Raw genomic sequence first — 20,554 nt, 5'->3', positions numbered from 1 at the left:
CGGTCAGTGGGCTTTTTTATACCCGGGATTTTTAGAAGCTGACTGTATGGGCTGACTGTAGGAGCTGACGAGTGCAACGAGGCTGCGATCTTTTGATCTTGATCTTGATCTTGATCTTCAAACGTCAAAATCAAAAGATCGCAGCCTCGTTGCACTCGTCAGCTCCTACGCTCCTACGCTCCTACGCTCCTACGCTCCTACGCGGCAGGGTTAGGATTTTGTGCTAGCCAGGTAGGCACCGAGGCGCCGACCCATTTCCTCGCCCAGTGCCTGTAATCCGCTCAGCGGCCGCACCATGACTTCAAACTCGACGATCTTGCCGCTGGCGTCGAAGCGGATCATATCGATGCCTTTAAGCTCTTTAGTGCCGACTTTGGCGCTGAACTCCAGGATCACGTTCAAGCCATCCGCCGTTGCAAACTCGCGGTGATAGGCAAAATCTTCGAAAACTTCGAACACCGTGTTGAGGATCATCGCCACCACCGGCGCGCCAGGGTAGGGCGTGTGGGCCATGGGCGAGCGGAACACGGCTTGGGGATCGAGCAATTCAGGCAGGGCTTTGAGATTGCCGCTGCGAATCATCTCGTGCCAGCGCTTAAGGGATTCGGCGACGTGGGGCTGCAAGGCAAGATCGGGCATGGTCACTCCTGGTTTTTGTTGTTGTTCGACGGCAGTGACTGTAGATCAACCCGGCTGGAAGTGAACCCTCGAGTCTCGAGCTGAATACCTGTTCATGGCCGAAGCGGATCAGATACGCATCTGATCCGTATATTTCTGTTTCATCTGCCTCTGTATTCAGTACAGCCGCAAGCTCAGAATGCCCCGGCAGTGCGAACACTTGCCAACCGGCCTCATCCGAAGCGTCCGGTGCACCGCATACTCAGTAACAAGGAGAGCAACATGTACAAGATGGCTATTTTTCTCGGCGGCTTCCTGACTCTGACCATCCTGATTGGCGTGCTCGCAACAATCTCTCCAGTCTGATCAGGACGCAGCTTTTTCGAACTCCAGCGTTGTTCTGCTTTCAGTTGCAGAACAGGGCCAGCAACAGGCCCGTCACTGAACGTTTGAGGAGCGAAACATGCGTAGTACAACCTCGCAGGGACGTTGGGTTCCCATCGGTTTGATGGTCGCCGCGTTGACCGGTTGCGCGATGAGCAACACCGATTCTCCGGTGCAGACTCCAGGGGTGGCCAAGGCCTCCGACACGGAAATGCTCGAAGTCGGTGCGCAGTTGTTGCAGGACAAGCCGCCGATTCGCGCGTTGAACATGTATCTGGATGGCTTTCATTTCTATAACGGCCATCCCGGCGCGCAGATGGAAGCTCACCATTACTGCTCAGCGCTCAACGAGGAAGTGTTCCAGTGCGTGATCTACGACGGCAATACCGCTGAAGCGAAGCTGATGGGCGTGGAATACATCATCAGCCAACGCCTGTTCACGCAATTGCCGGCGAAGGAAAAAGCCTTGTGGCACAGCCACGCGCACGAAGTCACTTCTGGCCAGTTGATTGCGCCCGGTATTCCGCAGGTGGCGGAAACCCGGCTGATGGAAAAACTCGCCAATACCTACGGCAAGACCTGGCACACCTGGCACACCGATCAGGACAAGCAACTGCCCCTGGGCGTACCGCAGTTGATGATGGGCTTTACTGCTGACGGTCAAGCGGACGCACAGATGGTTCGCCAGCGCGATCAGCGTCTGGGCGTCGACAGCGCGGAGAAGAAAAAGGCCCGTGCCCAGATCAAACCGGCACCGGTCGCGCAGGGCGCTGATGCTTGGCAGAAGGGCAACGTCTTGCAGCTCAACGACCCGACCGGACACCCGCACGTCATGCCCCGCCCGGCCACATCCGCTGATGAAAATGCCCGCAGTCGCAGTCAGCCTTAAGCTTGGGGAGGAGCTGCTCGCACCGTGAGTCAGCTCCGCTGGATATGGTCAAACTGACGCCTTCGCGAGCAGGCTCGCTCCCACAGGGGAAACGCATTTCAACGGTGGGAGCGAGCCTGCTCGCGAAAGCGTCCGCCCAACCGCCACCATCCTCAACGGTTCAACACATCCCCCATCCACTGCAAATATTCCCCCCGTTCGGAAATCGAGTTATGCCCCGAATCCGGCACCACCTTGAGTGTCGCCACACCCTGAGGGAAATTCTCCAACAGCCGCTGCGTACTGCCGCGTCCGATCACTTCGTCATCACTCGCCGCCAACAGCAATGTCGGCACGCGGATATGGGCGGCATATTTGCCCGATTCGAAACGATCCTTGAGCAACCACTTCACCGGTACCCACGGATATTGCTTCACAGCAATTTCCTCGAGGCTGTTGAATGGCGTCACCAATACCAGATTCTGCAGCGGTCGCTGACTGGCCAGACGCACCGCGACGCCTGAGCCGAGGCTGCGCCCGACCACCGCGACCTGCGGATGGCTGGCGTAGACCTGATCGAACAACGCCAGCGCATCTTCGGCAATCGCGGCCTCCGAGGGCGCGCCAGTGCTGCCGCCAAAGCCTCGGTAGTGCAGAAAATACAGCGCGTCATCTGGAAACGCTTCGGCGAACGCGGGCAGATTGCGCGAAACATCCTCGGCATTGCCGCCGAAATAGATCAATGCCCGTGAACCGGCGTGTTCGCGAACCGTGACCCAGACCTCTGCGTCGGGCATCGCCAGTTTCAACCGCGAATCCGCTGAATCGACGGTTGCAGGCTGAGGGAACCAGATCAGCGAACGCTGAAACACGAACAGCGCCGCGCACAGCACCAGGTACACGGCAACCAGCAAAACGACGAGTGACATCAGGGTTCGGGACATTCGGCTACTTTTAACGAAGTGAGAGGTTTGCCGTCGCAGTGTAGTTCAGCAACTGCGCCTGGCAGCGTTCGCACACAACGTGCAACAGATCCGCGCAGCAGGAGAACCCGCATGCGCCACACTGAGGGTTGCTCCCGTCGCCGGTTGCTCAGACTGGCTGCCGAGGTTGCGGCGGTTTTTACCTTTGATCGGGCGTTGGCCACCGGCATGTCGCCGACCGTCACTGCGCCGCACACGGCAGGAGACCAGACCATGCAGACCCGCGCCATCCCCGCAACCTCCGAGTCGCTGCCCATGGTCGGGTTGGGCACGTATCGCGGTTTCGACGTCGCGCCGGGCGATCCGGTGTACAAACAATTGCCGGGCGTGCTCGAAGCGCTGTTCAGGAAGGGCGGCACGCTGATCGACAGCTCGCCCATGTACGGTCGTGCCGAACAGACCACCGGGGAACTGCTGTCGATCCACGAACCGCGCTCACCGGCCTTTCTCGCCACCAAAGTGTGGACGCGCGGGCGCGAGGAGGGCATTGCGCAGATGGAGCGCTCATTCAGCCTGCTGCAAACCGAATGCATCGACCTGATGCAGATCCACAACCTGCTTGATTGGCAAACCCACTTGCCGACCCTGCGCGAATGGAAAGAGCAGGGGCGCATTCGCTACATCGGCATCACCCATTACACCTCATCGGCGTATGACCAAGTCGAAGCCGTACTGAAGGCCGAACCGCTGGATTTCCTGCAGATCAACTACGCCCTCGATGACCGTGGCGTCGAAAAACGCATCCTGCCGCTGTGTCGCGAGCGCGGGGTGGCGGTGATCTGCAATCGGCCCTTTGGCGGTGGTGACCTGCTCGCCGGGCTCAAGGGCAAGCCGCTGCCGGCGTGGGTTTCGGATGTGCAGGTCAACAGCTGGCCGCAACTGGCGCTGAAGTTCCTGCTGGCGCATCCAGCGGTGACCTGTGTGATTCCCGGAACCAGCAATCCGCGCTACATGGCCGACAATGCCGGGGCTGGATTCGGGCCGATGCTGACCGATGCACAGCGGCATCAGTTGATTGCCCTGGTGGGCTGAACTGCTCTGAAGTTCGACAAGCAAGCAACGTACCGCGTGAAGCCGGCCCGTCCCAGCCCTCTCCCGAGGGAGAGAGCCAGGGTGAGGGGCTCTTTGCTTCAGATCATCTCGGGCAACGCATCAAGAATCTTGTCCAGCGTAATCGGATACTCGCGCACCCGCGCACCGGTGGCGTTGTAAATTGCATTCGCCACCGCTGCACTCACGCCGCAAATCCCCAATTCACCAACACCCTTGGCCTTCATCGGCGAAGAAATCGGATCGGTTTCTTCGAGGAAGATCACTTCCTGATGCGGAATGTCGGCGTGCACCGGCACCTCGTATCCGGCGAGGTCATGGTTGACGAAAAAGCCCAGGCGCTTGTCCACCGACAGCTCTTCCATCAAAGCCGCGCCGACGCCCATGGTCATCGCGCCGATGACCTGACTGCGCGCCGACGTCGGGTTGAGAATCCGCCCCGCCGCGCAAACCGCCAACATGCGTCGCACACGCACTTCGCCAGTGGCCGCATCGACGGCGACCTCAACGAAGTGCGCGCCGAAGGTCGATTGTTGATACTTCTCGGCCAGATCACCGAATTCGATGCTGTCCTCGCCGACCAGCGCGCCGCCCTCAGCGGCATCGCGCAACGGCAGGCTCTTGCTGCCGACGCGCACCTGACCATCGGCAAACTCGGCCTGATCCGCCGCTAGCCCCAGCTTCTGCGCCACCGCTTCGCGCAATTTCACGCACGCAGCGTAGACCCCGGCGGTCGAGCAGTTACCGCCGAACTGGCCGCCGGAACCGGCCGAGACCGGGAAGTCCGAATCGCCCAGACGCACCACCACATCATTGAGACCTACACCCATCATTTCGGCGGCTGTCTGCGCGATGATCGTGTAGCTGCCGGTGCCGATATCGGTCATGTCGGTTTCGACTACGACTTTGCCGTCGCGCTCCAGGCGCACGCGGGCGCCGGACTTGACCAGCAGGTTGTTGCGAAACGCCGCCGCCACGCCCATGCCGATCAGCCAACGACCTTCGCGGCGAGTGCCCGGTTGCGCCTTGCGCTGATCCCAACCGAATTTTTCTGCGCCGATCTGCAGGCATTTGACCAGTTGGCGTTGCGAGAACGGCCGCTCGGTCTTCACCGGATCGACCTGAGTGTCGTTAGCGATGCGGAACAGCACCGGGTCCATCTTCAGCTGTTCGGCCATCTCGTCCATGGCGATTTCCAGCACCATCAAACCCGGTGCTTCACCTGGCGCGCGCATGGCATTGCCCTCGGGCAAATCCAGCGGTGCGAGGCGCATGCTCACGCGGCGGTTTTCGGCGGCGTAGAGCAATTGGCTCGGTTGTGCGGCGAGTTCGACCTTGCCATCGGCGAGGTTGCCCGACCAGCCTTCGTGGGCGATGGCGGTGAGCTTGCCGTCGGCGGTGGCGCCCATGCGGATGCGCTGAATCGTTGCCGGGCGGTGCGTGGTGTTGTTGGCCATCTGCGGGCGGGCGAGGGCGACTTTCACTGGCCGGCCAGCCATGCGTGCGCCGAGAGCGGCGAGGATCACGTCGGCGCGGATGAACAGCTTGCCGCCGAAACCACCGCCGATGTACGGAGAAACCAAACGGACTTTTTCTTTCGGCAGGCCGAGGGTTTTCGCAATGTCGCCGACACTCCAGGCGACCATCTGATTCGATGTCCACACGGTCAACTGATCGCCTTTCCACGCGGCCAGTGTGGCGTGGGGTTCCATCATCGCGTGGGACTGGTCTGGCGTGGTGTAGGTCTGATCGAACTGCACCGGTGCGGCGGTGAAGGCCTTGTCGAAGTCGCCGTGATTGACGTCGGGCAGCTCGTCTTTCGGCTCGACGCCGAGGTCTTTGACGCTGGCGAGATCGAACTTGCCCTCGGTGGTTTCGTAATCGACCTTGACCAGTTGCGCGGCGGCGCGGGCCTGTTCAAAGGTTTCGGCAACCACCAGCGCAACGGCCTGCTGGTAATGCTGCACTTCGGGGCCGGCGAGCAGATGCGCGGCGTTGTAATCTCCCTTGTCGAGCTTGCCGGCATTCTCGGCGGTGACAATCGCCAGCACGCCGGGCGCGGCTTTGGCTGCGTCGAGATGAATGGCTTTGATCCGTCCTTTGGCGATCGCCGAATCAACCATGAAACCGTAGGCCTGATTGGCCGCCGCTTCATGTTGCTCGTAGGCATAAGTGGCCTGGCCGCTGGTTTTCAACGGGCCTTCGATGCGCTCGGTGGGCTGGCCGACAACTTTCAAGCGATCGATTGGATTGGTGGTGGCGGGCGTGTCGAATTTCATACGGTTTCCCTCGCTTGCGCCAACACCGAAGCCAGCGTGCGCTCGACCAGTGTCAGTTTGAAGTGGTTGTCATCGGTGGGTGTCGCGCCTTCGAGCAGGCGTTCGCTGACTGCTTTTGCGCCTTTGGGCAGCAGCGCTTCTGCGGCTTCCACCCGCCACGGTTTCGGCGCGATACCACCGACGGCGACGCGGCCGGTGCCGTCCTTTTGCAGGATCAACCCCACCGAGACCAGCGCAAAGGCGTAAGACGAGCGATCCCGCACCTTGTGATAAATGTGCGTGCCGCCGACCGGCGCCGGCAGCGTCACGGCAGTGATGAATTCACCGGGCGTCAGGCTGGTTTCGATGTGCGGCGTGTTACCGGGCAATTGATGGAAATCGGCCATGGGGATGCTGCGAGTGCTGCCATCGGGCTTCACCGTTTCGATCTGCGCATCAAGCGCGCGCATGGCGATGGCCATGTCGCTCGGATGAGTGGCAATGCAGGTGTCGCTGACGCCAATGATCCCCAATTGCCGGGTGACGCCGCCGATGGCCGCGCAACCGCTGCCCGGATTGCGCTTGTTGCACGCCTGATGAGTGTCGTAAAAGTACGGGCAACGGGTGCGCTGCAACAGGTTGCCGGCGGTAGTCGCCATATTGCGCAGTTGCCCGGAGGCCCCGGCGAGCAGGGCGCGGGAGAGCAGGGCATAGTCCTTGCGCACGCGGGCATCGGCGGCCAGATCCGTGTTGCGCACCAGCGCACCGATGCGCAGTCCGCCCTCGGGCGTGGCTTCGATCTGATCCAGGCCCAGGTGATTGACGTCGATCAGTTGCACCGGGGTTTCGATGTCGAGTTTCATCAGATCCAGCAGGTTGGTGCCGCCGGCGATGAACTTGGCGCCCTCAATCTGTGCGGCCTGGGAAGCGGCTGCGGCAGGCGAGTCGGCGCGGCTGTAATTGAAGGCTCTCATGCCGGCACCTCCGCAACTTCAGTGATGGCTTCGATGATGTTCGAGTAGGCACCGCAGCGGCAGATGTTGCCGCTCATGCGCTCCTGCAGTTCGGCGGCGATCAGCTTCGGCGGCTCGGTCAGGCTCGGGCTGACGTGGCTGGGGATACCGTCGCGGATTTCCTTGAGCACGGCGACCGCCGAGCAGATCTGCCCTGGGGTGCAATAGCCGCACTGGTAACCGTCGTGCTTGATGAACGCGGCCTGCATCGGGTGCAGCTTGTCCGGCATGCCGAGGCCTTCGATGGTGGTGACCTCGCTGCCCTCGTGCATGACTGCCAGGGTCAGGCAGGAATTGATCCGCCGTCCGTCGGCGATCACTGTGCAGGCGCCGCACTGGCCGTGGTCGCAGCCTTTCTTGGTGCCGGTCAGGTGCAAGTGTTCACGCAGGGCGTCCAGCAGGGTGGTGCGGGTGTCGACTTCGAGGGTTTGTGGTTTGCCGTTGACTTGCAGGGTGACTTTGCTCATGGCCGGTTGCTCCAGACTGGCCGCATAGGCCTTGAGGCTGATAAAGGGGGGCATCGCGAACGCCGTCGCGGTTACGGCGCCGAGGATCAAAAAGTTGCGTCGGGAAATCGTCATGGTTCGATTCCTTGTCTCTCATCGGGCGGCAGGATTGCAAAAGGCCCATACGGGCGCGCCGGCATGCATGCCAGTCTCGTAAAAGGAGTGACCGCGGGAGGGAGGAAAAGGTTTTGTTGGATTTGCGCTATAGAGTCATGCGCGTGATTCACCAATCTTCAGATCACACAAAACCTCTGTAGGAGCGAGCAGGCTCGCTCCTACAGTGGAGAGGTGTTTTTCAGTTATTGCCCCACCACCATCGAGGTAAACGGCGCGACGTACGCCTGCAACGTCACCAGCCCGCCGACCAGTATCGCCAGCACGATCGAATGAAAGAACACGTAACGCAGAATCTCCCCCTCATGCCCGTACCAACGGGTCGCGGTGGAGGCGACCACAATGGATTGCGCATCGACCATTTTGCCCATCACCCCACCTGAACTGTTGGCCGCCGCCATCAGCACCGGGCTGATACCGAGCTGTTCCGAGGTCACTCGCTGCAAGCCGCCGAACAACACATTCGACGCGGTATCCGAACCCGTCAACGCCACCCCGAGCCAACCGAGCAAGGTGCCGAACATCGGGTAGAAAATCCCTGTGGCCGCGAACGCCAGGCCCATGGTTGCATCCAGCCCCGAATAGCGCGTGAGGAACCCCAGCGCCAGCATTGCCGCAATGGTGATCAGCGAAAACCGCACCACCCACAATGTGCGCAGGTATTGCTTGATCAACTGCGGGATCGAATAGCCCATCAGCAAACCGCCAACAATTGCCGCCAGCAGAATGCCGCTGCCGGTCGCGGTCAGCCAGGTGAACTTGTACACCGCTTCCTCGGCTTTCGGCGCGGCGACGACTGGCGGGACTTTTTCGATCTGCAGGTGCAGGCTGGTGAAGGTCACCGCCGGAGCGAAGATCGGGTTGGCTTCACGCACTGGCTTGCCTTGGGCATCGAGCTTGGCTGACTGCGTCACCGGATCAATCACCGGGCGCGTATCGAACATGTTCTTGAAGCCTTGAGTGCCCCAGGCGAACACGAACACGGTGAGGATGATCCACGGCATCCACGCGCGCATCACCGCCGGGCGCGCCTGATCGCTGAATGCAGCGCTGGCGGTGACTTTTTCCTCATCGACCTTGGAATTGTCGACGCGGCCGGACAATGCCGCCGAAGTATGGATGGTGGCCGGTTTCCACACCTTGAGGAACAGCGTCAGGCAGGCCATGGAAATCAGCGCGGCGATGACGTCCACCAGCATTGGCCCGTGGTAGTTCGACACGAGGAATTGCGGGATGGCGAAACTCACGCCGGCTACCAGAATCGCTGGCCACACCTCAAGCATTTTGCGCCACCCGGCAAAGGCCCAGATCAGCCAGAACGGCACCAGCACCGAGAAAAACGGCAACTGTCGACCGACCATCATCGACAACTCCATCTCATCCAGTCCGGTGACTTTGGCCAAGGTAATGATCGGCGTGCCCAAGGCACCAAAGGCCACCGGCGCGGTATTGGCGATCAGCGCCAGGCCGGATGCGGCCAATGGCGAGAAACCAAGACCAATCAGAATCGCCCCGGTCACCGCCACCGGCGTGCCGAAACCTGCCGCGCCTTCGAAGAACGCACCGAAGCAGAAGGCAATCAGCAACAGCTGTAAACGGCGGTCGTCAGTGATGCGCGCGAGGGAATCCTGCAGCACTTTGAACGAGCCGTTTTCGGTGGTCAGGCGATGCAGAAAGATGATGTTGAGGACGATCCAGCCGATCGGCAGCAGGCCATTCGCCGCGCCGAACAACGCTGCCGAACCGGCCATGCCCGCCGGCATGTCGAAGGCGAAGATCGAGATCAGCAGGGCGGACGCCAGCGCCAGCAGCGCGGCCAGATGCGCCTTGACGTGAAAGAACGCCAGCGCCGCGAGCATCACCACCACCGGCACGGCGGCCATCAGCGTGGAGAGCACCGGATTGCCGAACGGGTCATAGATTTGCTGCCAGACCATGGTCCACCTCTGCTTGTTGTTATTGAGGGTGCAGATCCATTGCATGGGGGTTGGTTGCAAGCAGTATAGGTGGCATTACGCCGCCGCTCGGGCGCGGGGGACGGGCCGACAAACGGTCGATAGTGGCCACTGAATCAAGGCGCTTTTGCCCGGTCGTATCTGCGGCTGCGCGCACTGCGTCCTGAAGGCGTGGGCAGCGCAGCTATTTCCGTCGCCAAGACCTGGGTTTTAGGGAAGTGTTGAATGAAGCAAGCGACAACGATGCTGCTCACTGTGACCGCCGCCGTATTGCTGAGCGGCTGTATTGCGGATTTTGATGATGACCACCGGCACGGCCGGCATTACGACCGCGATCATGGCCGCTACTACGATCATGACCGGCGCTGGGACGACCGCGATGACGACCGCCGCGATGGTCGTCGCTATTACCGCGATCGCGATGATGACTGATTGAATGAGAAGAGGGCGCTGCCGACAAGGCACGCCCTCTGGCGTCAGCCTTCAGTTGAAAAAACGAGCGTTCGCCTGGACGCGGGATCGCGCAGGCACCGAGGCCTCGTGATCGAGCAGATGGGTGGCGAGAATGTCGCTCAGAAAACGGAACTGATCGTTGAGACCGACCACTTCATTGCTGAAATGATTGCTCGCGGCGGGCATCAGCAGATCGTCGAAATCTTCGTTGAACACCAGCGTCTGTGCCTTGCGTGGCACGACGTGCTGTTGGTAGTAGTTGCTGCCGAACACCGGGAAACTCACGGACAGGGTAACTTGGGTGTGGATCATGATGTGAATGCCTCGTTGTGTTTCGGATGAGCTCATCGTGCCTTTCAGGGGCGGTGGGCGGAAGGCAATCCTGGCGATGGTGGATATCGATGGTGGTGATGGTTGAGGCTTGTGGCGCTGCTGATGGCCTCTTCGCGAGCAAGCAGTACACCTCTTGCTGACCCACCTATACTCAAACCTGCACCTCCCTGAGCCAAAGGACACCGCCACCGTGAACCCGCGCGCGCTGGTTGTTGCCGCACTGTTCCTGCTGGCCGGCTGCGCCACGTCGGCCCGGGCACCCGTGCCGGCACCGCAAGCCGTGCTGGTGTCGGCGCAAACCTGGCAGCAGATCGACCGCGAAATTCTCAGCGCTTCGCAGCAAGCCACCGAACAGGTCAAGCTGTTCGCCCGTGGCTCGATGGAACATTGGCGTACGCGGGTCTATCAGCAAACTGAAGAAAATTTCATCCCGTGGTTCAGCAGCTACTGGACCCAGGAATGGCTGTCGATGAAAGTCAGTTGGTACACGATCAGCGCCGGTGGCGAGCAGGACGCTTCGGCGAAACGATTGGCGGCGTATCTGCTTGAGCAATATCAGGAAAGGGTACTGGCCCCGGTCGCGGTGGAGATCGACCCGGACGCGATTCTGGCTCAGGCCACGGCGTTCTACGCACAGTTGATGGCGCAGCAGATGCCGCTCATCGCCCAGCGCCATGGCGTGCCAATTGCACAGTTCAATGGACGCTTGCAAAAGATCCCGGCGATTGCACTCGGGCCGCCACCTGCGCGGGATGCTTCGTTGTTCAAGGTCATCAGCACCGAACCGCTGAACACCCTGCCGGCCTACGCGGCGCTGATTGACAAGATCCACAGCGATGGCGGCGCCAAGGGTATTTCCGCCACCGACGCGGCGATGGCCCCGGTGGCCAAACGTGCCAGCCAGCGCATCGAAGCGGAAATGGCCCCGCGCGGCGCCGCCAGTGCGGTGGCTGCAGCGGCGGGGAAACTGGCCGGGGCGATGATTTCTGTGGGCGTGGCTGGCATTCGCGCGATCATTCAGGCCAATGATCGACCCGATAGCGAAGCGTTGATTCGCAGCAGCCTCGGCAACACGTTTGACAAGGCCTGGCTGAAACTGGTGCAGAACCCGACCACGGGCGTCATGGCGGGCACGCTGCACATCGCCGGGCAGGTTGAGGGACATTTGGGGATCAGTGAATAAACCCAGCGGTGGGGCTGGCAGTTTTGGCTGCCGGGGATCATGTGGCTGACAGTAAAGTCGCGCAAAACCGTCAAATCCTGTGGGAGCGAGCTTGCTCGCGAAAGCATTCTGCCAGTCAAATCATCTGTCGACTGACCCAGCGCATTCGCGAGCAAGCTCGCTCCCACAGGGGATTTTTGGCCGATTTCGAGCCGTCGCACGATCTCAAGCCGCCGCGGTCGTACTTTTCACCTAGCCGCATCACAGTGTGGAGATCCAATGAGCCAGGAAGTCCTGACCACCGAAACCAACCGTCGCCAGTTGCAGCAGATCATTGCCGGGCTGTCGGACGGCGTGATTCTGCTGGAACTCGACAAAAGCATTCTCTGGGCCAACGAAGCGGCGCTGACCATGCATGGCGTCAGCACCATCGGTGATCTGGGCACCAACGCCGACGAGTACGCCAAGCGCTTCACTCTGCGCTATCGCAATAATCATGCGCTGCCGGCCGACAACTATCCGATCAGCCGTGTGGCGCGCTGCGAGGCGTTCAACGACGTACTGATCGAGATCTCGCCGGTGGACGACCCGGAGCGCGTCTGGGTACACAGCGTGCGCAGCATGGTGCTGACCGATCGCGTCGGGCAGCCCGAGTCGCTGGTGCTGATCATGAGCGATGTGACCGACTGGGCCAACGCCGAGCAGCGCTTCGAAAAGACCTTCAACGCCAACCCGGCGCCGGCGGTGATCTGCCGGCTCAGTGACTTGCGCTATATCAAGGTCAATCCGGGCTTTCTGGAAATGACCGGCTATACCCGCGACCAGGTGATCGGTACTTCTGCCTACGAAATCGATATCTTCGAACAGGCCGATCAGCGCGATCTGGCGATACAGCGCCTGCGCGATGCCGCGACCATTCCGCAGATGCAGGCGGAACTGCGCCTGCCCGATGGCGGCAGTAAACAGGTGATCGTCGCCGGCCAGCCGCTGCTGCTCAACGACGAGAATTGCATGCTGTTTTCCTTTGTCGACATGGAGCCCAGACGTCGCGTCGAAGTGGCGCTGCGCCAAAGCGAGGAGCGTTTCGCCAAGGCCTTTCGGCTGACGCCGGTGCCGATTCTGATCTGCACTGCCGACAGGCAGGAGGTCATCGATGTCAATCAGGCATTTCTCGACACGCTGGCCTACGACAGTGACGAGGTGCTCGGTAAAACCGTGACGCAGTTGAGCTTTCTTCACGACGACGGCGCACGTACGCGATTGCTGTCGACGCTGGCGAAGACCGGTCGCGTGGATCGCGTGGACGTACCGGTGCGCAAGAAGGACGAGGAATTGCTCGAATGCGCCGTGTCAGCCGACACGGTGAATATTCACGACACCTCGTGCTATCTGCTGGTGTTGATGGACATGACCGAGCGCAAGCGCACCGAGCTTGAGCTGGTCGCGGCGATCGAAGAGGTGATGAAAGACGCTTCATGGTTCAGCCGGACGCTGATCGAGAAGCTGGCCAACGTGAAGAAAATCAACTCGCCACAATTGCCCAGCGCCTCGTTCACTGACCTGACGGCGCGCGAGCGCGACGTGCTGGGATTGATCTGCGAAGGCCTGGCGGACAAGGAAATCGCTGCACGGTTGAAACTGGCACCCAATACCGTGCGCAATCATGTGGCAACGGTGTATTCCAAACTGGACGTACACAGCCGCAGCGAGGCCATTGTCTGGGCCCGGGAGCGTGGCTTGTTTTCTGGAGAGTGGGGCACCAAGGGGCAGCGCTGAGGGTGCAAATGCACTAGTTACAAGGGTGCAAATTCATGTATTGGCCAGGGCCGTGTGTTCTTAGGCTGGTGGGGTACGGTGTGGGCCATTTCAGGCTTGCGATCGTGCCCCCTTTGATACAGCCACAGGAACGATGTCGATGATGAATCTTGCGCAGTTGCGCGCTCGGCTTGAGCACAGTTTTGCGCCGCTGGCTTGTGAGTGTTCGGTGGATGGTGATCATTCGCTGACAGTCAAGTTGTATCACCCCGGGTCGGGGCAGGTGGATCTGGTGATCAGCGGTCTTGGTCTGGATTCGCTGCGTACGCCTGAGTCGGTTGAGGCGTTCGTGGAGGAGTTGCGGTATGAGCTTGAGAGTAATTCTTTGCGCTCTTCGCGGGATCCGGATTTGGCTTAGCGCTTTTGGTCTTGGCGGCCTTTGGGCCGGCCATGCTTTGGGTTGATGGTGTGAATATCCGGTTCTTCGGGGGTTGCGGCTGGCGGTTTCGCCCTTACGGCGAGTCCCTTTTGGCAAACGCCCCAAAAGGAACCAAAAGGTCTTCGCCCTGACGTTCGGCCCCTCGCTGGGGCTCGGGGTTCCTTCGCTCCGGGATCGATCCTGGCGCAGCGGCTCCGGTTTGCTTCGCTGCACCTACACTCGCTGTGTACGACTGCGTCGTACGGTCGTTGCGCTCCCACGCCCGGATCAATCCCTCCACTCAGCCTGCCGACGGGCTCTGAGATCAAGATCAAGAGCGGTACTCGAGCTTGCGCTCATTGTATGTAGGAGCTGCCGAAGGCTGCGATCTTTTGATTTTGCTGTTCTGTGGGAGCGAGCCTGCTCGCGAAGGCGGCCTGACAGCCGACCTGGTGTCGAGGTGCACTCAGTTCCATTGAAGGAGCGAGCCTACCCGCGATGGGGCTCTCGCCGACAACGATAATTCCAATTCAGCCTTCTGCTGGAAAATCTGCGCAAAACCGACAGCCCAAGACACCCGGTAACCCCAATCCACTGGCGCTAACAACGCGCTCAGCTATAAAGAATGAGTGGTCAGGTCTTCCGCCGCCAGTCGGGTTGCGGGAGTTTGTCTCCCATTACCGCGGGTCATCCTATGAATAATCCTGGGAAACGCGTATTGCCGTTGGCTTTTCTTGCAGTGCTGTTGGCCGGTTGTGCCAGTCCGCCACCCCCTGCGCCGGCAGCACCGCCGCCACCGCCGGAACGTCGGTGTGAGGTGCTGGAGAATACTGAAGTTGCCGGCGACATGTATGTGGACGGGCAAGTGACACGCCAAATCACCACTACCCGTTGCATAACCCAGTAAGTCGGGCGATCCCGCGGATGCCGTAAGCCTGGATTTCTGCACCGACCCTGCGGGAGCGAGTCGGCTCGCGAAGGCGTGATGTCAGTAAAGATATTACTGACTGACACAACGTTTTCGCGAGCAGGCTCGCTCCCACACGGGACAGCGATCAGGACAGGAACCCGCCGTCCACATTCAGCGCAACCCCGGTGGTGTAGCTCGATGCATCACTTGCCAGATACAACACCGCGCCGGCCATTTCGCTTGGATCGGCTACGCGTTTCAGCGGGATCTGGGTCAGTGCCTGTTTCAGAATCGCGTCGTTCTTGACCAGCGCCGAGGCGAACTTGGTGTCGGTCAGACCCGGCAGGAGGGCGTTGCAGCGGATGCCGAATTGCGCGCACTCCTTGGCGAAGACTTTGGTCATGTTGATGACCGCGGCTTTGGTCACCGAGTAGATGCCCTGGAAGATGCCCGGCGAAATGCCGTTGATCGAGGCGACGTTGATGATGCTGCCGCCACCGTTTTCGCGCATCAGCTTGCCGGCTTCGACCGACATGAAGAAATAACCGCGAATGTTGACGTCGACGGTCTTCTGGAACGCACCGAGATCAGTGTCGAGCACGTTGCAGAATTGCGGGTTGGTCGCGGCGTTGTTGACCAGAATGTCGAGGCGGCCGAATTGTTCCTTGATGCTGGCGAAGACCTGGCTGATCTGATCCATTTCACCAATGTGGCAGGCCACGGCAGTTGCCTTGCCGCCAGCCGCGGTGATCGCGTCGGCGACGTGCTGGCAACCCTCGAGCTTGCGGCTTGAAACGATCACATGGGCGCCTTGCTGGGCCAGCAGCTTGGCGATGGCTTCACCGATGCCACGGCTGGCGCCGGAGACGAAAGCGATTTTGCCGTCGAGGTCGAACAACTGAGTCTTGGACATGGGATTCCCTTGTGAAATGTCTTGTTGGAGGGCATGGGTCAGAGGCTGGATTTCTGAATGACCTGCAGGCTCATCTGCTCCAGCAGTTTGTTCATGTGAATGAACTGCGCGAAGCGTTTGTCCTGGGTCTGGCCATGGTAGAAGCGGTAGTAGATCTGCTGCACGATGCCGGCCAGGCGGAACAGGCCGTAGGTGTAGTAGAAGTCGAAGTTGTCGATGCGGATACCCGAGCGCTCGGCGTAGTAATCGACGAATTCGCGGCGAGTGAGCATGCCCGGTGCGTGGCTCGGCTGCCGACGCATCAACTGTACCGGTGCCGGGTCGCCGGCTTCGATCCAGTAGGCGAGGGTGTTGCCCAGGTCCATCAGCGGATCGCCGAGAGTGGTCAGTTCCCAGTCGAGTACGCCAATGATCTGCATCGGGTTGTCCGGGTCGAGGATGACGTTGTCGAAGCGATAGTCGTTGTGGACGATGCTCGACACTGGATGGTCGGCCGGCATTTTGTCGTGGAGCCAGGCTTTCACTGTTTCCCAGTGCGGCGCATCCGGGGTCAGGGCTTTTTCGTAGCGCTCGCTCCAGCCTTTGATCTGCCGCGCGACGTAGCCTTCGGGCTTGCCCAGATCGCCGAGGCCGCAGGCGCTGTAATCGACCCGGTGCAGTTCAACGAAACGGTCGATGAAGCTTTTGCACAGCGCTTCGGTTTTTGCTGAGTCGAGGCCCAGCTCCGGCGGTAGTTCGGCGCGCAGGATGATGCCCTTGACCCGTTCCATCACATAGAACTCGGCGCCGATCACCGCTTCGTCAGTGCAATGCACATAGGCCTTCGGGCAATACGGAAAGCCGTCGCGCAGTTGGTTGAGAATGCGGAATTCACGGCCCATGTCGTGGGCTGATCTGGCCTTGTGGCCGAACGGCGGACGACGCAGGACAAACTCTTGCTCGGGGTATTCCAGCAGGTAGGTCAGGTTCGACGCGCCGCCGGGAAACTGGCTGATCTGCGGGGTGCCGGTCAGGCCGGGAATATGCGCCTTGAGGTACGGATCGATCAGGCCGGCATCGAGTTCTTCGCCAGAGCGGATCCGGGTGGACTGGTCAGTAAGCGCCATGCTTATCCCTTCTGCTTATTTTGGAGGCCAGACATCATTGGCTAATCTAATGGCGCGCTCGGGCGGTCACAAGCGCGGGTCGGTCTTATAGGCTAGCGTGTTGCCGGATAATCACCTGTGGGAATGGGCACCCGGGGGGAGCAGACAGAGAGGGTCGAATCCATTCGACAGCGATGAATCCGCGGCTGGCTGCGCGCTTCAGTGCACGCGCTGATTGCTGAATTTGGGCGGCAGGGCGACGGGAGTCAGCACCGGTTGGCCCGTGAAAAACGCCATGAGATTTTTGCCCACCAGTTCAACGGTGGCTTGCGTGGCTTCGGGGGAAAGACCGGCGACATGCGGCGTCAGTACGACATTGCTGAGGTTCTTCAATGTGTCCGGAACCTCAGGCTCGTGATCGAACACGTCCAGTGCCGCACCGGCAATGCGCCGTTGTTCCAGTGCGGTGATCAGATCCGCCGTGGCGACAACACTGGCCCGCGCGATGTTGACGATAAAACCTTTAGGGCCGAGCGCATCGAGCACCGCGCGCGTGACCAGATGCTGCGTGCCGATGCCGCCCGGCGTAGCGACGACTAAAAAGTCCGAGGCGCGGGCCAGATCGGTCGGAGTCGAGCAGAACGCGTAAGGCACGTCACTGCGCACCTGGCGGTTGTGGTAACTGATCTGCATGTCGAAACCCAGCTCGGCGCGTTTGGCGATGGCCATGCCCACAGCGCCCAGCCCGAGAATACCCAGGCGTTTGCCCGCCAGCGAAGGACGCATGATTTTGGGCCATTCACCACGGCGCACCGCTGCATCGCAGCGCGGGATGTCACGCACCAGTGCCAGGAGCAGCGCCATCGCGTGATCGGCTACCGACGAGGCATTGACCCCGGCGCCATTGGTGACGGTGATGCCACGGTCACTGGCCGCTTGCAGATCGACCTGTTCATAGCCAGCGCCGATTACCGTGATGATTTTCAGGGCGGGCAGGGCGCTGATCTCGTCGGCAGTCAGGCCCAGCGGGCCACGAGTGAGCACGGCATCGATGCGACTGCCATGGGTGACGATGGCTTGCGCCCGTTCGGCAGGCGTGGGTGCAAGGATCAGGTGGAACCCCTGATGTTCGAGAATCGGCAGATAGTCATTGATCGTTTCAACCAGTACCAGAACGGTTGCGGGCATTGCGCGGCTCCTGTGATTGGCGGCGGGTGGGTCGCGAAAGTCGGCTCAGGGTGCTGAGTCCGCAGCGGCTTGGCAATGGTGTTCCTTCGCGCAGTAATCCTGTTGATTCTGGACGCCTTCGCCGAAGAAGCAAGCATCACAGCCGTCCCGTGGATTGCCGGCAGCAATCCATCTGGCCTGGCTCACCACAATCAGGTGACGTACTGCGCGACGCCATTACCGAATGACCAGTTCTCTTTTTTCACTTCCACCAGATTGATGAATACATCCTCCAGGCGCACGCCCAATTGTGCATGCAAGCTTTCGGCGATGGTTTTGAACAGCAATTGTTTCTTCTCCACGGTGCGCCCTTCGCTGATGGTGATTTGAATGAACACCACGCCGTCGCTGCGCTGGATGCCGAGGTACTGCGAGTCATACACGAAGTGCTGGCTGTCGTGCTCGTTGAGAATCTGGAAGTTGTCGTGCTCGGGCACATCGATACAGGTGCGCAGGGCGGCGTAGATCTGTTCGCCGATGCGCCTGGCGAAAGTGGGATCGGGATTTTTCTGGATGTCGACGCGGACCAGTGGCATGGCAGGCTCCTTGAGTAGTGGCTTGTCTCACGCTAGATCAAAAGCAGTGTTCTGGCAGGTAAATGGTCTGGAATATCGTGGATTGCGTGTATGAGGGGGCTTACGTGACTCGCGGACTTTGCCTACGGGAATGGCAGATGCGTCTGCTGGTCAGCATGGATGAAACAGCTTGATGATTAGGGCGTGACGAGATCCGTCATCCAAAGGTGAATCAGTATGAGCACATATGACCGTAAGGCACGACTGGAGCAAATCGAGCGGGAGTTCGCAGAGCATGAAGAAGCGGTGCGCAACAGAGATAAGCGCGAAAATGGCAAGCTCTGGGCGCTCTTCGGTTTCGGACTGTACTGCGTTTTATTGGGTTTCATGCTCGGCATATCGCTCTAGGCGCTTTCGATGACGCATTGGTGGGTGCAAAACGTATCCGTTTGCGGCATCTGACGTATCCATATACGACCTTGTTTTTTCCGTAAACGACTATCCTTCGATCTGCTCCGCACAACCATTCCTCAGCTAAGTCTTTGCTTGTGTTGATTTATCACGGAGAATCGCGCCCCTGTTTCGGCCGGAGCATGTCTGTCGGTTTTTTCCGACGCGTCCCGACCGAGTGGCAAGTGACCGGAATGCGGAGATCCGACCGGATGAATGATCAGGCCAATAGCCTCGAAAAGCGCTTCGATGCAGCAGCACCCGCTGAACTTTCGAGCTGGAATCGCCAGGACACCACCTGGATGCTGGGACTGTTTGGGACGGCCATTGGCGCCGGTACCCTGTTTTTGCCGATCAACGCAGGGCTGGGTGGCTTCTGGCCGCTGGTGATCCTCGCGCTGCTGGCCTTTCCGATGACGTTCTATGCGCACCGTGGCTTGACCCGTTTTGTGCTGTCCGGACGTGAAGGCGCCGATATCACCGAAGTGGTCGAGCAGCATTTCGGTATCAAGGCCGGTGCACTGATCACATTGCTGTACTTCTTCGCCATCTTTCCGATCCTGCTGATCTACAGCGTCGGCCTGACCAACACGGTCGCCAGTTTCCTCGAACACCAATTGCACATCACACCACCGCCGCGAGCGCTGCTGTCGTTCGTGTTGATTCTCGGTTTGCTGGCCGTGGTGCGTTGCGGTGAACAGGCCATCGTCAAAGCCATGAGCCTGATGGTGTACCCGTTCATTGTCGCGTTGCTGTTTCTTGCCGTGTACCTGATTCCGCACTGGAACGGCGGCATCCTCGCCACCGCCTCACAAGTACCGGCACCGTCCGCGCTGCTGCATACGCTGTGGCTGGCGATACCGGTAATGGTGTTCTCGTTCAATCATTCGCCGATCATTTCGGCGTTTGCGGTGGACCAGAAGCGTCGTTACGGCGTGCATGCCGAACAGCGCAGCTCGCAGATCCTGTCCCGCGCCCATGCGTTGATGGTGCTCATGGTGCTGTTCTTCGTGTTCAGTTGCGTACTCACCCTGTCGCCAGAGCAACTGGCTGAGGCAAAAGATCAGAATCTGTCGATCCTGTCGTACCTGGCCAACCACTTCAGCAATCCGACCATCGCCTTCGCCGCGCCGTTGATTGCATTCGTGGCGATTTCCAAGTCGTTCCTCGGCCACTACATTGGAGCCAGCGAAGGCCTCAAGGGCTTGATCGTCAAAAGCGGCAAACGCCCAGGCGCCAAGGCACTTGATCGCATCGTAGCGGCGCTCATGCTGGTGATTTGCTGGGTCGTCGCGACGCTGAACCCGAGCATCCTGGGCATGATCGAAACCATCGGTGGCCCGGTGATTGCGGCGATTCTGTTCCTGATGCCGATGTACGCGATTCGCAAGGTGCCGGCGATGGCGCGCTATCGCGGCCAGGCGTCGAACGTTTTTGTTACGGCGGTAGGCCTGGTGGCGATTTCGGCGCTGGTTTACAAGCTGGCTGTCTGACCGATCTGTGCGATTGCGAGCCTGCCATCGCGAGCAGGCTCGCTCCCACAAGGTTTTGCGTGATGCTTACCCGGCAGGCATAAAAAAACGC

The 20,554-nt window shown here is 60.2% G+C and carries 19 protein-coding genes; 8 read left to right on the top strand and 11 right to left on the bottom strand.

The genetic code is table 11. The annotated features are described in order from the left end of the window. Positions 1–210 precede the first annotated feature (210 nt). Positions 211–639, bottom strand: a complete 429-nt coding sequence (locus VNV36_RS03990; protein WP_325716451.1) for a nuclear transport factor 2 family protein — start codon at positions 637–639, stop codon at positions 211–213. 442 nt (positions 640–1,081) lie between these two features. Here VNV36_RS03990 and VNV36_RS03985 point away from each other — a divergent pair, with 442 nt between their 5' ends. Beyond that, positions 1,082–1,891 carry an OBAP family protein gene (locus VNV36_RS03985; protein ID WP_414705493.1) on the top strand — a complete coding sequence of 270 codons (810 nt, stop codon included), beginning with the start codon at positions 1,082–1,084 and terminating at the stop codon, positions 1,889–1,891. 152 nt (positions 1,892–2,043) lie between these two features. Here the strand turns inward: VNV36_RS03985 and VNV36_RS03980 are convergent, their stop codons facing one another. Next, on the bottom strand, positions 2,044–2,814 hold the full coding sequence (locus VNV36_RS03980; RefSeq protein ID WP_325716449.1) for an alpha/beta hydrolase: 771 nt from the start codon (positions 2,812–2,814) through the stop codon (positions 2,044–2,046). 111 nt (positions 2,815–2,925) lie between these two features. Here VNV36_RS03980 and VNV36_RS03975 point away from each other — a divergent pair, with 111 nt between their 5' ends. Continuing rightward, positions 2,926–3,885 (top strand): aldo/keto reductase, encoded by a 960-nt coding sequence (locus VNV36_RS03975; RefSeq protein ID WP_325716448.1) that lies wholly within the window; start codon positions 2,926–2,928, stop codon positions 3,883–3,885. Positions 3,886–3,983: 98 nt separating this feature from the next. Here the strand turns inward: VNV36_RS03975 and paoC are convergent, their stop codons facing one another. The 4 genes from paoC to VNV36_RS03955 all read right to left on the bottom strand — a co-directional run bounded on the left by paoC (position 3,984) and on the right by VNV36_RS03955 (position 9,731). Beyond that, a complete protein-coding gene (gene paoC / locus VNV36_RS03970) occupies positions 3,984–6,182 on the bottom strand; it encodes an aldehyde oxidoreductase molybdenum-binding subunit PaoC (RefSeq protein WP_325716446.1) in 2,199 nt (732 codons plus the stop codon). Beyond that, complete coding sequence (locus VNV36_RS03965; protein WP_325716442.1) at positions 6,179–7,135, bottom strand: FAD binding domain-containing protein; 957 nt, start codon at positions 7,133–7,135, stop codon at positions 6,179–6,181. Before VNV36_RS03965 ends, paoC begins: the two co-directional genes overlap by 4 nt. Continuing rightward, positions 7,132–7,755 (bottom strand): aldehyde dehydrogenase iron-sulfur subunit PaoA, encoded by a 624-nt coding sequence (paoA, locus tag VNV36_RS03960; RefSeq protein WP_325716440.1) that lies wholly within the window; start codon positions 7,753–7,755, stop codon positions 7,132–7,134. Before paoA ends, VNV36_RS03965 begins: the two co-directional genes overlap by 4 nt. A gap of 224 nt (positions 7,756–7,979) precedes the next feature. After that, positions 7,980–9,731 (bottom strand): L-lactate permease, encoded by a 1,752-nt coding sequence (locus VNV36_RS03955; protein ID WP_325716438.1) that lies wholly within the window; start codon positions 9,729–9,731, stop codon positions 7,980–7,982. Between the two features lie 243 nt (positions 9,732–9,974). Between VNV36_RS03955 and VNV36_RS03950 the strand changes: the two genes are divergently transcribed. After that, on the top strand, positions 9,975–10,181 hold the full coding sequence (locus VNV36_RS03950; protein WP_253502789.1) for a hypothetical protein: 207 nt from the start codon (positions 9,975–9,977) through the stop codon (positions 10,179–10,181). Positions 10,182–10,232: 51 nt separating this feature from the next. On the opposite strand, the gene VNV36_RS03945 is transcribed toward VNV36_RS03950, so the two are convergent. Next, positions 10,233–10,514, bottom strand: coding sequence for a hypothetical protein (locus VNV36_RS03945; RefSeq protein WP_041480860.1), 282 nt, complete (start codon positions 10,512–10,514; stop codon positions 10,233–10,235). A 211-nt stretch (positions 10,515–10,725) separates the two neighbouring features. On the opposite strand from VNV36_RS03945, the gene VNV36_RS03940 reads away from it, so the two are divergent. The 3 genes from VNV36_RS03940 to VNV36_RS03930 all read left to right on the top strand — a co-directional run bounded on the left by VNV36_RS03940 (position 10,726) and on the right by VNV36_RS03930 (position 13,870). Continuing rightward, the gene (locus VNV36_RS03940) at positions 10,726–11,718 is read left to right on the top strand and encodes a hypothetical protein (protein ID WP_325716434.1); all 993 of its coding nucleotides are present in this window, start codon (positions 10,726–10,728) and stop codon (positions 11,716–11,718) included. Positions 11,719–11,976: 258 nt separating this feature from the next. Then, positions 11,977–13,473, top strand: a complete 1,497-nt coding sequence (locus VNV36_RS03935) for a helix-turn-helix transcriptional regulator (protein ID WP_325716432.1) — start codon at positions 11,977–11,979, stop codon at positions 13,471–13,473. Positions 13,474–13,612: 139 nt separating this feature from the next. Continuing rightward, on the top strand, positions 13,613–13,870 hold the full coding sequence (locus tag VNV36_RS03930) for a DUF1652 domain-containing protein (protein ID WP_325716430.1): 258 nt from the start codon (positions 13,613–13,615) through the stop codon (positions 13,868–13,870). 1,055 nt (positions 13,871–14,925) lie between these two features. Here the strand turns inward: VNV36_RS03930 and VNV36_RS03925 are convergent. The 4 genes from VNV36_RS03925 to VNV36_RS03910 form a co-directional block, all read right to left on the bottom strand. After that, a complete protein-coding gene (locus VNV36_RS03925; RefSeq protein ID WP_325716428.1) occupies positions 14,926–15,693 on the bottom strand; it encodes an SDR family oxidoreductase in 768 nt (255 codons plus the stop codon). 38 nt (positions 15,694–15,731) lie between these two features. Continuing rightward, entirely contained in the window at positions 15,732–16,799 is a 1,068-nt protein-coding gene (locus VNV36_RS03920) for a phosphotransferase family protein (protein WP_325716426.1), read from the bottom strand. A 198-nt stretch (positions 16,800–16,997) separates the two neighbouring features. Further along, positions 16,998–17,966: a 2-hydroxyacid dehydrogenase gene (locus VNV36_RS03915; RefSeq protein ID WP_325716424.1), complete on the bottom strand. Its 969-nt coding sequence runs from the start codon at positions 17,964–17,966 to the stop codon at positions 16,998–17,000. A gap of 191 nt (positions 17,967–18,157) precedes the next feature. Further along, entirely contained in the window at positions 18,158–18,541 is a 384-nt protein-coding gene (locus VNV36_RS03910) for a tautomerase family protein (protein ID WP_325716422.1), read from the bottom strand. Between the two features lie 216 nt (positions 18,542–18,757). Between VNV36_RS03910 and VNV36_RS03905 the strand changes: the two genes are divergently transcribed. Together VNV36_RS03905 and VNV36_RS03900 are read left to right on the top strand one after the other, a co-directional pair. Then, the gene (locus tag VNV36_RS03905) at positions 18,758–18,928 is read left to right on the top strand and encodes a hypothetical protein (RefSeq protein ID WP_325716420.1); all 171 of its coding nucleotides are present in this window, start codon (positions 18,758–18,760) and stop codon (positions 18,926–18,928) included. A 254-nt stretch (positions 18,929–19,182) separates the two neighbouring features. Further along, a complete protein-coding gene (locus VNV36_RS03900; protein ID WP_325716418.1) occupies positions 19,183–20,463 on the top strand; it encodes an HAAAP family serine/threonine permease in 1,281 nt (426 codons plus the stop codon). Positions 20,464–20,554 lie beyond the last annotated feature (91 nt).

It is taken from the genome of Pseudomonas sp. (genome assembly GCF_035554175.1).
Lineage (GTDB): Bacteria > Pseudomonadota > Gammaproteobacteria > Pseudomonadales > Pseudomonadaceae > Aquipseudomonas.
Note: the sequence above shows the minus strand (reverse complement) of the source record. Positions and strands in the feature narration are given on the sequence as shown.

Bases quoted from the DNA above. Each gene is read 5' to 3' on its own strand.
- VNV36_RS03990 (WP_325716451.1), bottom strand. From the start codon at position 639: ATGCCCGATCTTGCCTTGCAGCCCCACGTCGCCGAATCCCTTAAGCGC.
- VNV36_RS03985 (WP_414705493.1), top strand. From the start codon at position 1,082: ATGCGTAGTACAACCTCGCAGGGACGTTGGGTTCCCATCGGTTTGATG.
- VNV36_RS03980 (WP_325716449.1), bottom strand. From the start codon at position 2,814: ATGTCCCGAACCCTGATGTCACTCGTCGTTTTGCTGGTTGCCGTGTAC.
- VNV36_RS03975 (WP_325716448.1), top strand. From the start codon at position 2,926: ATGCGCCACACTGAGGGTTGCTCCCGTCGCCGGTTGCTCAGACTGGCT.
- paoC (WP_325716446.1), bottom strand. From the start codon at position 6,182: ATGAAATTCGACACGCCCGCCACCACCAATCCAATCGATCGCTTGAAA.
- VNV36_RS03965 (WP_325716442.1), bottom strand. From the start codon at position 7,135: ATGAGAGCCTTCAATTACAGCCGCGCCGACTCGCCTGCCGCAGCCGCT.
- paoA (WP_325716440.1), bottom strand. From the start codon at position 7,755: ATGACGATTTCCCGACGCAACTTTTTGATCCTCGGCGCCGTAACCGCG.
- VNV36_RS03955 (WP_325716438.1), bottom strand. From the start codon at position 9,731: ATGGTCTGGCAGCAAATCTATGACCCGTTCGGCAATCCGGTGCTCTCC.
- VNV36_RS03950 (WP_253502789.1), top strand. From the start codon at position 9,975: ATGAAGCAAGCGACAACGATGCTGCTCACTGTGACCGCCGCCGTATTG.
- VNV36_RS03945 (WP_041480860.1), bottom strand. From the start codon at position 10,514: ATGATCCACACCCAAGTTACCCTGTCCGTGAGTTTCCCGGTGTTCGGC.
- VNV36_RS03935 (WP_325716432.1), top strand. From the start codon at position 11,977: ATGAGCCAGGAAGTCCTGACCACCGAAACCAACCGTCGCCAGTTGCAG.
- VNV36_RS03930 (WP_325716430.1), top strand. From the start codon at position 13,613: ATGATGAATCTTGCGCAGTTGCGCGCTCGGCTTGAGCACAGTTTTGCG.
- VNV36_RS03925 (WP_325716428.1), bottom strand. From the start codon at position 15,693: ATGTCCAAGACTCAGTTGTTCGACCTCGACGGCAAAATCGCTTTCGTC.
- VNV36_RS03920 (WP_325716426.1), bottom strand. From the start codon at position 16,799: ATGGCGCTTACTGACCAGTCCACCCGGATCCGCTCTGGCGAAGAACTC.
- VNV36_RS03915 (WP_325716424.1), bottom strand. From the start codon at position 17,966: ATGCCCGCAACCGTTCTGGTACTGGTTGAAACGATCAATGACTATCTG.
- VNV36_RS03910 (WP_325716422.1), bottom strand. From the start codon at position 18,541: ATGCCACTGGTCCGCGTCGACATCCAGAAAAATCCCGATCCCACTTTC.
- VNV36_RS03905 (WP_325716420.1), top strand. From the start codon at position 18,758: ATGAGCACATATGACCGTAAGGCACGACTGGAGCAAATCGAGCGGGAG.
- VNV36_RS03900 (WP_325716418.1), top strand. From the start codon at position 19,183: ATGAATGATCAGGCCAATAGCCTCGAAAAGCGCTTCGATGCAGCAGCA.